General features: G+C 32.3%; 13 protein-coding genes and 1 pseudogene. All 14 read right to left on the reverse strand.

The window, feature by feature from the left end:
• Nucleotides 1-53: 53 nt before the first annotated feature.
• The 14 genes and pseudogenes from BN4220_RS17320 to BN4220_RS17380 all read right to left on the reverse strand — a co-directional run bounded on the left by BN4220_RS17320 (nucleotide 54) and on the right by BN4220_RS17380 (nucleotide 11,680).
• The gene (locus BN4220_RS17320) at nucleotides 54-635 is read right to left on the reverse strand and encodes a hypothetical protein (RefSeq protein ID WP_066719463.1); all 582 of its coding nucleotides are present in this window, start codon (nucleotides 633-635) and stop codon (nucleotides 54-56) included.
• Nucleotides 607-1,899 carry a glycosyltransferase gene (locus tag BN4220_RS17325; RefSeq protein WP_066719470.1) on the reverse strand — a complete coding sequence of 431 codons (1,293 nt, stop codon included), beginning with the start codon at nucleotides 1,897-1,899 and terminating at the stop codon, nucleotides 607-609. Before BN4220_RS17325 ends, BN4220_RS17320 begins: the two co-directional genes overlap by 29 nt.
• Nucleotides 1,900-1,916: 17 nt before the next feature.
• The gene (locus BN4220_RS17330; RefSeq protein ID WP_066719478.1) at nucleotides 1,917-2,426 is read right to left on the reverse strand and encodes a DedA family protein; all 510 of its coding nucleotides are present in this window, start codon (nucleotides 2,424-2,426) and stop codon (nucleotides 1,917-1,919) included.
• A 499-nt stretch (nucleotides 2,427-2,925) separates the two neighbouring features.
• Nucleotides 2,926-4,116, reverse strand: a complete 1,191-nt coding sequence (locus BN4220_RS17335; protein ID WP_066713149.1) for an IS256 family transposase — start codon at nucleotides 4,114-4,116, stop codon at nucleotides 2,926-2,928.
• 170 nt (nucleotides 4,117-4,286) lie between these two features.
• Entirely contained in the window at nucleotides 4,287-5,171 is an 885-nt protein-coding gene (locus BN4220_RS17340) for a DegV family protein (RefSeq protein WP_066719480.1), read from the reverse strand.
• A 327-nt stretch (nucleotides 5,172-5,498) separates the two neighbouring features.
• Complete coding sequence (locus tag BN4220_RS17345) at nucleotides 5,499-5,951, reverse strand: Hsp20/alpha crystallin family protein (RefSeq protein ID WP_066719486.1); 453 nt, start codon at nucleotides 5,949-5,951, stop codon at nucleotides 5,499-5,501.
• Nucleotides 5,952-6,236: 285 nt separating this feature from the next.
• A complete protein-coding gene (locus BN4220_RS17350) occupies nucleotides 6,237-7,073 on the reverse strand; it encodes a NisI/SpaI family lantibiotic immunity lipoprotein (RefSeq protein WP_066719488.1) in 837 nt (278 codons plus the stop codon).
• 57 nt (nucleotides 7,074-7,130) lie between these two features.
• Nucleotides 7,131-7,315 (reverse strand): annotated as a pseudogene (locus BN4220_RS20565) (lantibiotic ABC transporter ATP-binding protein); the annotation flags it as partial.
• 185 nt (nucleotides 7,316-7,500) lie between these two features.
• Entirely contained in the window at nucleotides 7,501-7,890 is a 390-nt protein-coding gene (locus BN4220_RS17355) for a hypothetical protein (RefSeq protein ID WP_347477125.1), read from the reverse strand.
• A gap of 27 nt (nucleotides 7,891-7,917) precedes the next feature.
• Complete coding sequence (locus tag BN4220_RS17360; protein ID WP_082812373.1) at nucleotides 7,918-8,241, reverse strand: hypothetical protein; 324 nt, start codon at nucleotides 8,239-8,241, stop codon at nucleotides 7,918-7,920.
• 341 nt (nucleotides 8,242-8,582) lie between these two features.
• A complete protein-coding gene (locus tag BN4220_RS17365; protein WP_066719489.1) occupies nucleotides 8,583-9,137 on the reverse strand; it encodes a hypothetical protein in 555 nt (184 codons plus the stop codon).
• Nucleotides 9,134-10,246, reverse strand: a complete 1,113-nt coding sequence (locus tag BN4220_RS17370) for a HAMP domain-containing sensor histidine kinase (RefSeq protein ID WP_082812374.1) — start codon at nucleotides 10,244-10,246, stop codon at nucleotides 9,134-9,136. Before BN4220_RS17370 ends, BN4220_RS17365 begins: the two co-directional genes overlap by 4 nt.
• Nucleotides 10,243-10,914 (reverse strand): response regulator transcription factor, encoded by a 672-nt coding sequence (locus tag BN4220_RS17375; protein WP_066719491.1) that lies wholly within the window; start codon nucleotides 10,912-10,914, stop codon nucleotides 10,243-10,245. Before BN4220_RS17375 ends, BN4220_RS17370 begins: the two co-directional genes overlap by 4 nt.
• A gap of 67 nt (nucleotides 10,915-10,981) precedes the next feature.
• Nucleotides 10,982-11,680, reverse strand: a complete 699-nt coding sequence (locus BN4220_RS17380) for a hypothetical protein (RefSeq protein WP_066719498.1) — start codon at nucleotides 11,678-11,680, stop codon at nucleotides 10,982-10,984.
• Nucleotides 11,681-11,714: the final 34 nt, after the last annotated feature.

An 11,714-nucleotide genomic window follows, 5' to 3' on the forward strand; every position in this document is an offset into this window, starting at 1 on the left:
TAATCTCATATCATTTTACACATACAAGTTGTTTTTTTCAACTGAATCGAATTTTATTCATATTTTAATTTAAAGGTTTCATTTTTAATACCATTTAAATGCATATTCGTTATATTTCCAATCGTTTCAACATTTGCTTTTATTGTTGTAAATGGCAGCGGAATTACGTAATTATCCCATCTGTGCCTTAGTCGTATACATCTGCTATACGTAAAATAAATATAAACCATCTCTTTATCCGCTTGTTTTGCTAATAAAAATAATAATCTCTTTGGTTTATGTAGAGGACCTAATGGGCCATCTAGAGCTGTTGCAAGTATTTTCCCCTCCTTTTTCGCTTCAAGTAGCATATTGGAGAAACTATCTTTCATCTTTAATCCATCTCTTACCCTTAAAGCATTCGCTCCAAAAGATTCAATCATATCCTCTATATAGTCCCCTCTAGTGTCTGCCGTTACAATGACTGAAATAGATTTGTAATCATATTGTATCTTCTTTAGTAAAAGTTGCATTGGATAACTATCCGAATGCCAATAACCAACCATTTGATTATTATGAATCTTCTCCTTTCCGATAAATTCAAAGGTTGATGTACAATCAACAAAATTAAGATATGAGTGAATGATATGATACAAGATCCTTCTTCTCTTGCTTCTTTTGTAGACGCTTACTTGCATAGCTCTCTCCTTTCATAACTATAGCTTCTTTATAAAATTCCTCTGCCTTTTTAGAAACCGAGATTAATCGGTACTCATTTGCCGTCTTATTCGCACCAGAAGAAACAATCTCATATCTTTCTTTGTCAAGTAATAGCTTTCGTATCTCCTCTGAGAATTCTTCTACATCCTCATTTGTCGTATATCCGTTAACATGATTCCTTACGATATCATTTACACCACTTGCTTTTATTGCTACCACAGGAAGGCCTGCTGCCATTGCCTCTAATAATACAATCCCCTGTGTTTCCGATTTCGAAGAAAAAACAAACAAATCACATGCCTCATAATAATGAGAAATTTCTTCTTGTGGGATTGTTCCAACAAAGGTTACTTGATGGTCTAACCCTAATCTGGCTACACTTTGTTCTAATTCAGCCCTCTTTGTTCCATCCCCTATAATTAATAAATGGAAATGCTCACCTAGTTTTTCTTTTAATCGTATCATTCCTTGTAATAAAAAGGATAAATTCTTTTCTTTTTCTAAACGACTTACCGTACATAATAAAAATTTGTCGTTCCCACCGTAAGTTTTTCTTATCTCATTTGCAAGTACTTGATTCTTTTGAAAAAACGCTTCGTTAAGTCCAGTTGGAAGTACCTCGATATCAGTCGTTGCTCCTTGATTTATAAGATGATATTTCATTAATTTGGTTGGTGCAAAGACCATATCACATTGCTTTGTAAATCTTTTAATATAGTAAGGAATGAATTTATTTTCACTAAAATCAATTACCTTTTCTTCGATTTGTTTTATAACTTTATTTTCCTCATTTTCATAATGAGACAAAAGCTTATGATATGGTTTTAAGTGATGTAAATACTGTTCATATCTTGTATGGTATGTATATACAACTGGAATTCCATATTTTTTACCTAAATGCAGGGCTGTGTTTCCAATAAGCATCGGATGATGTACATGGATAAGATCAAAGGAATTCTCCTCAAATGCCTTCTTAATTACAGGATCCATACAATTAGGAATAACACATCCGTTTGCAATTCTTTTATCAAAGGATCGATATCTTATAACATAATCTTCCTCAACTTCATTTTCATAAGTAGGTGCAAATATATATACTTCATTACCTAAGCTTCTAAGCCCCTGCGAGAGTCTTTGTATCGAGATTGGTACTCCACCTACAAATGGCAAATAATTAATAGTTAGCATTGCAATTCGCATAACAACGTCTCCTCCCATCATTTTAAATATTGAAACACCGCATCTCCAAAAATATATCCAGCACCAATGAAAATAAAATTCCAAACAAAAATACCAAGTGCTGAAAATAATGTATATTTCATAAAATTCATTTTAGCTACACCCGCAGGTATAGATATTAGGGTACGTATCATTGGTATTAATTTAGCTATAAAGATTCCAATACAACCTTTACTTCCTACCCACTGAATTAACGATGTAATCTTTTCTTGCTGCTTTGGAAACTTTTTCATAAACTTAGTTAAAAAAAGTTCACCACCAAAAAATCCAACACCATATAAAATCCAACTTCCTACAAGTCCAGCAAACAATGAAATAAGTAATGTCATGATTAAACTTAATCTACCATTGGCTGATAAGATTCCTGCAACTGGCATAATAATCCCCGCTGGGAATCCAGGTAAATTCATATATTCTAGTAGAATAATTAAAAATAAAAAGATTGCACCGTATTTACTTAAGTATTCCATTACAAAATTTACATCCATTTTCTCTCCCACAACTCCTATACATTCTTTTGTTTCGTAAAACCAAATAAACGATATATCAAAACATGGCTTTTTATGATTTATTTATGCATGCTTGTTACTATGGGATTATTATAAAAAACAGAACGAAAGAGGCATTACAGAAAAAACGAAAGAAATTCTAAAGATTTTCTTTATAATTTTGAATATTGGGTATTTATCACTGATATTTTGAGAGTGAAACGATTAGAAATGCCTATATTTTATTAAACTCTAATGGCATAGAAGTGAGTGAATCTGAATTGCTTCTAGAGAGTATAATGCCGTCTCCGTAATTAGAAACGTATTCAAAAAAATCACTTTTACATTACCGTTTTATCTACTATTAGAGTATTTGTTTATGTTAATATCATAGACACCAATCCATACATAACTCTAATATTAAAGATAAAATAGTAACGAAAAGTGATTTTTTCAACTACATGATTGATGGTAGTGTCAATAATTTTGTGTAAATAGTTTATGCGTACCTTTCGGTAAACATATCCTGAAGTTTATCTGATGAACAAGCAAAGCCTCTAAGCTTTCTTGTAGACCATGATTCATTATAAGAAATCACTTTATAATAAACGAGTTTACTACATGCGTCTTCTGTGGGTAGTGCATCCTTAGTTTTTACAAGACGACGTACTTCTTTATTAAAGCGCTCGATCCAATTCGTTGTATAGATGGATTTTCGCATAGAAACAGGGTATTTATAGTATGTGAATAAGTCCTCGTCATTTAACCAGGATTCCACTACACGTTTATAAGATTTACTCCATTTAACAGCAAATTCGTCTAAAGCTGCTCTACACTGCTCTAGGTTTGGAGATTCGTATACAACTTTTAAATCAGCTGTAAAATCGTTGATATCTTTCTTACGAACACTACGAATTGCATTACGAACTTTATGGACAATACATCGTTGAATATCCGCTTTTGGATATACTCTATGAACAGCATCGTCAAGTCCAGAGAGACCGTCCATGACGAAGAGGAGAACTTCATCTACGCCTCGTTCTTTTATCTGGCGAAGATTATCCTCCCAAACATAAGCGCTTTCATTTACACCGATAAAGAAGTCTAATACTTCACGGTATCCATCTTCATCGACACCTAAAATGAAGTAAACGGCGTCACTTGATACTGTATCTCTTCTTAATTTAAGATGTAAAGCATCAATATAAATGACACTGTACCTCTTCTTTAGAGGACGCTTATGCCACTGTTCAATTTCTTCAAGAGCAACATCAGTGATATTACTTACTGTAGCCGCACTATAAGAATTTCCATAAAGTTTTTCAATGATGTTAGCAATTTCACGTGTAGATACTCCACTTGCATACATGCGGATGATCATGGTTTCTAGCCAATCATCTCTTCTTGCATATGGTGGAATGAGTTGTTGTTCAAACTCATTATTACGGTCACGAGGAATTTTAAGATTCTCAATCAGACCGTATTTGGTTTCATAATTACGGGTATAGTATCCGTTGCGTGAATTGCCAGTACCATGTCCTTCGTAGCTATATTTACTGTACTGGAGAATGTTAGTGAGTTCTTCCTTCATCAAGGTTTCCATGGTTTGTTTTAATAGACCAAGAATATACTCTTCAAAAAAAGAGTTTAAGTCTAGATTTTCTTTTTGATTTTTGTTATTATTAGTCATAGGGAAGTCCTTCTTTCTTGGTTATGTTTTTCTTCGTCGTTAAACATTTTACCATGTCAGATGGAACTTCTCTATTTTTATTTACACAAAATATTTTACACTATCTGATTGATACAACTATATAATTGATACATCTATAATTGATACATCTATATAATTGATATAAATATTTAATCTAAATATTGCTCATAGGCAGTTTCTTTCGCATCTAAAAAGCAAATTCCAATGATACCACGTCCAGTATGTGCCCCTATAGCACATCCTACCACCGTAATTAATGAATCTTTTTGGTGCAACAATTCGTCTGATTGCTGTAGCACAAAATGAAGTGCTTCTTCATCTTCGCCATGACAAAATGCGATGGTTTGTTTCTCTACATCCACGCCATTCTCTTTCACAAACTGCACCAGTTCTTTTAATGAACGTTTGCGCCCACGAACGGTTCGTAAAACTTTGAGTGCACCATTTTCATCAACAGTAATAATCGGCTTCATATCAAGTGTTTCAGCTATATTTCCTTTCCACTTTGAAAGTCTTCCACCCTTGATTAGATAATTAAGTGTGCTTACCGTAAAAATATGACGAATATGTTCAATATAAAACTTAGAAGCTTCTATAATTAAGTCTTTTGATGCACCATTGCTTTGCATTTGTAATAATTTATACACTAATAAACCAAAACCCACAGAAGCGCATTTTGAATCTATAATTGTTAAATCAAACTCAGGGTATTGTTCTAAAATGTTTTCTTTTGCAATGCTGGCTGCATTATAGGTCCCTGCAATCCCTGTTGAAAAACATAAGTAAATAACAGAATCATTGTTCTTTGCATAAGGCAAAAAAGCTTCTTCAAACATAGCAGGATTTATATGATATGTTTTTACATCTCTTTTTGTATCATCTAATATTTCATAGAATTCTTTTGTTTTTAGAGTTTTACCATCCAAATAATCAATATCATCAATAACAACAGGTGTTGGTATCACATGCAATTCATATTTTTCAATTATCTCTTTTGGTAAATCCGATGCTGAATCAGTAATAATCTTATACATTCTCTTATCTATCCTTTCTATGTACGTTTTATCACAAAGTAACTATGAACCCTTAATAATTATCCTCTTGTTTTATTATCATATTTTACCATGTTTTTTTATTTAATGGTACATAAAATGTCGAACTTTGATGTTTTTCATATATGCCTTTCATATATTCCTTTTAATATATATAAACTTTAAATCCATAAGAATTACAAAAAAAGAAGTTGCCCTACAATACAACTTCCTTTTGTAAGGCAACTTCTTTTTATTTCATTTTTTGTTATTCCTTATTTCTCTATTTAATTCTTAGTATTCTCTTTTTAATGTTTTTAAATTAATTGCTTACCCTTCAATTTCAATTCTTTTTTCAGATTCAACTAATTTCTGTTCCTCTATTTTTGGCACCGTTAGATGTAAAATACCATTTTCAAATTTTGCTTTTACATCCTCTTGTTTAACACCTTTTCCGACAAAGAAGCTTCTCTGGCAATGTCCAGTATATCTTTCTCGTCTGATATAATTACCATCTTCATCCTTCTCATCATTATTTACATTACGAGAAGCACTGATTGTCAAATAGCCATCTTCCAATTTTGCGCTTACATCTTCTTTCTGGTATCCTGGAAGATCAATATCAAATTCATAATTACCGTCTTTTTCTTTTACATCGGTCTTTAAAAGATTGGAATTCCTATTACCAAAGATTAGATCGCGATCCGTTGAAAACATTGAATCAAATGGGTTACTCATGAAATCATCAAATAAACTTCCTCTAAAAATACTTGGCATCATCATAAGTCATTCCTCCTTTTTTATTCTCACAATATGTTGACACCTAACAATGTGTTTCTAGTTAATTGGATTATTTATAATCCTCATCTGCTATACTTGTACTATAACACACATTATTAGCACTGTCAATAGGTGAGTGCTAATTTGTTTGTGAAAAAATTGTGAATTCCTGGTTTTCCTTGATTTTACGGGATTCACGTCGGTTTTTCTTATTGGAACAGACTGACCTTGTTCATCCGCCATATTGTTTTACAATCGTACTTGCTATATATAATCCCTCATGGATTACTATTCTTCACAAGAGATAGCTTTTGCTACATGATACTCATTATTGATATTAACAGCAACTGCTGTTTCGGGGTCTGTTCTATTGATTGTATAAATAGTTTTATAGACCCAATTTATACGCTGGATATGTTTACTGTTTTCTCCAGTCCAATCAATTCTATTTTGCTCTTCTTTAGAAATAGGCTGTTTCGTATTCATATCAAACAATATACTTTCTGCCAGTATATCTAAATAACTTCCTAACTGATCAGAAGATATAATTTCATCTGTAATCTGATAGACAATGTCTCCTTTTATTAACTGGGTACAGTTTTCTTTACTGATGGTAAACTTCTGACTATGGAGTGAATTTCCTATATTAGAAAATTGGATAAGATTATCGTTTTTAGTAATCTTGTTTACCAGAACTGCCCTATGAAAACCACCATTTACATCAATAATCAATGAATCAAGGTCATTATCCTTAGTATTATAAATGTTGAGATAAGACACAGTATAGACCTCACTAGTATATTTTTGAGAAATCTTCACAATTTCATTAGCTAGTTTTTTATCCGAATCTATTTGTTCCAAAAGATTTCCCTGTTCATCAACAACAAGCAATTTATGAATATATCCCACCCATTCGCCTAAATCCGAATTTGCGACTGTATCGTTAAGTATTACATAATCATTCATATTATAAGTAAATCGTGTGATATCTTCTTCATTAACGAAACCTTTCTCTTTTGTTTCTTGATATTCTGTATTATTTCTAATTAAGGAACACCCAGAAATAACACTGCTTATACATAAAAAGCATACAATAATAAATCCTCTTTTTAATGGTTTACTCATAATTTCTTCTTTCCTCCCATCGATTGCCCCACATATATACTGCTATCAAAGCAACTCTTTCAGATTTTCAAAAGCTGTTAAATTTTCATATAATGGTGGCATTGCAATAAGCGTTCCAATGTTTTCAGTGGTCCTAAAAGACCATATATACAGTTTTTTCTAATGTTTAATGATACATTTTGTACTGCTTTTTGTTGATTAAATTCTTTACAAAGATTGCGTGTTTTCAATATCATATTCATAATTTTAATATCCTTTCTTTAAGTTCAGATATAGAATACAAAGCATTCTTGAAGATTTCATAAAGATTTTCATTTTATACAAAATTAAAGGCGTGCAAATCCCATACGAGAAATGCACACCTTAGTCATTTATCCAACAATTTTCCAACTATCATCATTTAGAGTGTCGGGTTAAACTGTAAAATCTATCTACTTTTCCGTAGCTTTACTTTATCCCCCTTACGAAAGGAATCAAGCAAAGTAATACAACGATTCCGACGATACCAATAACAATTCCAATTACCATTTGGCTCCACACCATAGTCATACACATACCAATGCCAAATAGCAATGATCCAATAATTGCAATTATAACAGTACCAACTGTTTTTCTTGAGAGCTTTATCGGCTCCTTCTTCTCCATCTTTCTCCAGGTAATTAACATAACCAAAAGTACTACTAAACCAATGCCCCCCCATTGCAACACCTGGCTTAAATGCATTCCATTCTGGTAGTAGGCACATACACATGCCAAGTGCCAGAAAAATTCCTCCTAGTGTTCCTAAAACCATCGCTACCAAACTACTTTTCTTCATATCCAATCATCTCCCTATTTTATCTTTTTAATAATTATGTAACTTTGTTCTTCTTTTATTTTCTGCTAAAATCTCCTGCTGAGACTGCATTCTTTCTTCCATTTCTTTCTTGCTTTTTTCTTCACGAGCCTTATGCTCTGCTGCCAATCTTTCCTTCGCCTCTTCTACAGTTTCTCCATCTTTTGTAAGATAGTTATCCACGAATCTGTCTGATATTTTATTAAATCCTCCTACAACGCCATTTTCAACCATTTTATAGCCACCTACAACACCATTTTCAATTTTTTTATAACCACCTACAACACATTCCTCAATCTTCTTATTTACTTCTACAAGTTTTGATTTTGCCATATTATTATCTCCTTTTTAAATTGATTTGTTTATGTTTCATTCGATGTTCATATATTACCAACGAATTGTTTGTGCAATATTTAAATTTTGTTTAAGAAACGTTAATTCATCTTTTGTGTATCAAATCTAATATCATTGTGTATCTAATTCATTTATTAAAAGTAACTTCAACTACAATCATGACCACCGACCTAAACATACCCCTTTTGTTAGACAGAAACCTAATGAAAGGGATTCACTTCATATAGCTAGTAATTTATTTTTATGATTGTGATAAAAAAAGGACACAAGCCAAATATTTTTAGCTATGTGTCCTTTATAACATAATGTGACGTTACCTATTAGTGTAAAAGCTTACTTCCTTTTTCACAAATTTCATAAACTTCATCCTGTTTTTCTTCAATTAATGCAGTAACTTTTTCAGTTCTTTTTCTTACAACATTCTTATATATAAAATAAGGTAATATCCAACCTGCAAAAGCCGGTATAGCCAAAATGATACATAATACGATCATTGGTGGCGTAGCCGTTACCGCAAATACAGAACCTGCCATAAAAGCTGTTCCTATAATTCCTACGATAAGTGCATACATGGTAGCTTTTGAAGTTTTTGACTTTTCCAAACGATCTATTTCTTTTATACAAAATTCAAAATTTCTCTGTAATCTGGTAAGTTCCATTTTATTTATAATCTTACGATCTCTCTTTAAACGTAGTACAACATTGGCATGGGAATTTGGTAAATTACTAGATATTTCAGAACTTAGATTATCATCGACTACCCAACCAAAATTCTTATAACTATCAATTAGAAATGAAATTTTTTCTTTATTTGTAATTACTTCCTTATACTCATAACCCACAAATGAATGGCTATCTTTAATTATATCACTCATAGATAGATCTCCTCACGTTTGTTTTCATATTCCATAGTGTTCTCATTATAAGTTGGAATGGTAACTGTAAAGGTAGTTCCTTTACCAATTATACTGTTTACGCTAATTCTGCTCCCATGCAATTGCAGCACTCGTAAACTCAAAGCTAGGCCTAGTCCATTTCCTTCTTTTGAATGTGAAGTATCTCCCTGATAAAATTTATCAAAAATGTGCTTCATAGTTTCTTCACTCATTCCACAACCTGTATCAGAAACAGATACTATGACATAATCCTTTGTCGATGTTTGATTTAACGTTACAGTCCCACCATTTTCCGTAAATTTAATCGCATTTGATAACAAGTTATTCCATACTAATTCCATAAGACTTTCATCTGCACATATTATCGCCTTATCTTCCAAGTCTGCTTCAAATTCAATATTTTTCTTTTCCCATGCATCTTCAAATTGAATTGCACATTCACTTAACTGTCTACTAATATCATAAGGAAAAACTTCTGGTTGTATCTTCTGATTTTCAAGTTTATTTAACTTTAAAATATTTGCAATCAGATTTGCTAAGCGTTTCGAAGCATCTTCTATTGCTTTTGCATATTCATATCTTTGTTCTTTTGAGATAACTTCATTTTGCAAATATTCTGCATAATTTTGAATCACTGCAATTGGTGTTTTTATTTCATGAGACACATTTGAAATAAAATCCGTCTTTAATGTTTCAATGCTACCAAGTTCCTCTACCATCTTATTAAAATCAAGAAACATATAATCTAAATAATCCAGCTTATCCGCAGAATGAATTGGAGGCACATAGACAGAAAAATCACCGTTGGCTACTTGATTCGTTGCGGCTGCAAAATCCTTCATTGGCTTTTCATAACGTCGATTTATCTGATGGAATGTGATATAGGTAAATACTGATGCACACAAAAACCAGAAAAAAAGTATCATTATGATATGGATCGTTGCTACATTTTTGTAGTCTATGTATTCTCCTAAAATAATGAACTGTGCAGTAGTAATAAAGCAGAAAAATATCAACGTAGGAATAAAAATCATTAATCCATTCCAATAATTTCTTCTTTTTAAATCCGTTTTACCATCTATTTTCATGACAAAACCGCCTTGTATCCAATTCCTCTTACTGTGACTATTTTAAATCCATCACACCTAGAGAACTTATCCCTTAATTTTGTTATATACACATCAACTGCACGAAGACTTGTATCTGTGTCAATCCCCCAGAATTCATCCATAAGCTGTGCTCTAGAAAATGTTTTTTTCGGATAGGAAAGCAGCTTATATAAGATATTAAATTCTCTAGTCGTAACTGTTATTTCTTCATCGTCAATTGTAGCACTCATAGCATCTGCATCCAGTGTAAGATTCCCTATGGTTATTTTTCGCTCCATTTCAATATTGGCACGACGCAAAAGTGCTCTAACACGTAGCAATAACTCACCTAATTCAATAGGTTTTACCATATAATCATCAATACCAAGTTGAAATCCTTTCTGCTTTGATGACAGTTCATCCTTAGCTGACATAAAAATAATCGGTATTGTTTTATTCACCTGACGTACTGTTTTCGCAAACTCAAATCCATCAACTTCTGGCATCATTATATCGGATATTATTAGCTCATACAGATTGTTATACATTTCATCATATGCGTCATTGGCAGTTAGACAGCCTTTGGCCTGAAAACCGCTGTCGTTTAAATAAGTGCAGACAATTCTATTCAATTCTGCATCATCTTCCACTACTAATATGTTTACCATTTTTATTCCTCCTGCTTATCCCGTAAATATTACAAGTTTTCTATTAACTGCAAATCTATCAATATTACTAATCTTCAATCAAAAAGTACTCACTACATTTTAGTCTCTTTGCCCTGTAAATCATGTAACTTCCTAACAATATTGCGACCGTACCCATTAATATGCCAGTCACTCCATTCGCTTTTGAAATCTCTATGGAATCTACTTCTGCTGTAACTGACAGTAGCGCCGTCTGCGTTAAAACAAGTGCAATTAGTGAAGCTGATAGATTAATCATTTTTATGCTGTGAATTAATAATGTATGGTTATGTCTTGTTACAATCACCCCTTTAATATTTAAACCGATTTCTGCAAATGTCACGGCAGCAATTCCAATCGCTACATACAAATGATACGAACTTGTAATTGGATAGCTAAATAATCGTATCGAATAAATAATGTATAGTAAACTGGATACGATCAATACTACACCAGAACATAAATAATATTGATATTGTTCATTTTTATTCTTCGCTTTTCGAATTCCTAGCAATGCGATACATTTTGCTCCAATCATTCCAAAAGAATAAAATGAACTTGCACATGTAAAAAATGACAATGAGAAAATCCCCATTATAAGCTTCCCTACTGCAATCAATGTACTTGCCGTTACCGCTGCTCCAGTTATTTTAAGTGAACGACTCAATTTATTTCCATATTGACTCGCGAATAAATTGCTTGTCTCTTTCGCATATTGAATTACTCTTCTATACTTTTTGTGTTTCATATGTACGCTCCATTAGTTTTAAACTATGTACCAG

It is taken from the genome of Clostridium sp. Marseille-P299, assembly GCF_900078195.1.
GTDB lineage: Bacteria > Bacillota > Clostridia > Lachnospirales > Lachnospiraceae > Lachnoclostridium.

What these genes read in the sequence shown, in the direction of transcription:
- BN4220_RS17360 (WP_082812373.1), bottom strand. Translation starts at nt 8,241, where the DNA reads ATGGCAAAATCAAAACTTGTAGAAGTAAATAAGAAGATTGAGGAATGT.
- BN4220_RS17370 (WP_082812374.1), bottom strand. Translation starts at nt 10,246, where the DNA reads ATGAAAATAGATGGTAAAACGGATTTAAAAAGAAGAAATTATTGGAAT.
- BN4220_RS17375 (WP_066719491.1), bottom strand. Translation starts at nt 10,914, where the DNA reads ATGGTAAACATATTAGTAGTGGAAGATGATGCAGAATTGAATAGAATT.
- BN4220_RS17355 (WP_347477125.1), bottom strand. Translation starts at nt 7,890, where the DNA reads ATGAAGAAAAGTAGTTTGGTAGCGATGGTTTTAGGAACACTAGGAGGA.
- BN4220_RS17325 (WP_066719470.1), bottom strand. Translation starts at nt 1,899, where the DNA reads ATGCGAATTGCAATGCTAACTATTAATTATTTGCCATTTGTAGGTGGA.
- BN4220_RS17380 (WP_066719498.1), bottom strand. Translation starts at nt 11,680, where the DNA reads ATGAAACACAAAAAGTATAGAAGAGTAATTCAATATGCGAAAGAGACA.
- BN4220_RS17345 (WP_066719486.1), bottom strand. Translation starts at nt 5,951, where the DNA reads ATGATGATGCCAAGTATTTTTAGAGGAAGTTTATTTGATGATTTCATG.
- BN4220_RS17365 (WP_066719489.1), bottom strand. Translation starts at nt 9,137, where the DNA reads ATGAGTGATATAATTAAAGATAGCCATTCATTTGTGGGTTATGAGTAT.
- BN4220_RS17330 (WP_066719478.1), bottom strand. Translation starts at nt 2,426, where the DNA reads ATGGATGTAAATTTTGTAATGGAATACTTAAGTAAATACGGTGCAATC.
- BN4220_RS17350 (WP_066719488.1), bottom strand. Translation starts at nt 7,073, where the DNA reads ATGAGTAAACCATTAAAAAGAGGATTTATTATTGTATGCTTTTTATGT.
- BN4220_RS17335 (WP_066713149.1), bottom strand. Translation starts at nt 4,116, where the DNA reads ATGACTAATAATAACAAAAATCAAAAAGAAAATCTAGACTTAAACTCT.
- BN4220_RS17340 (WP_066719480.1), bottom strand. Translation starts at nt 5,171, where the DNA reads ATGTATAAGATTATTACTGATTCAGCATCGGATTTACCAAAAGAGATA.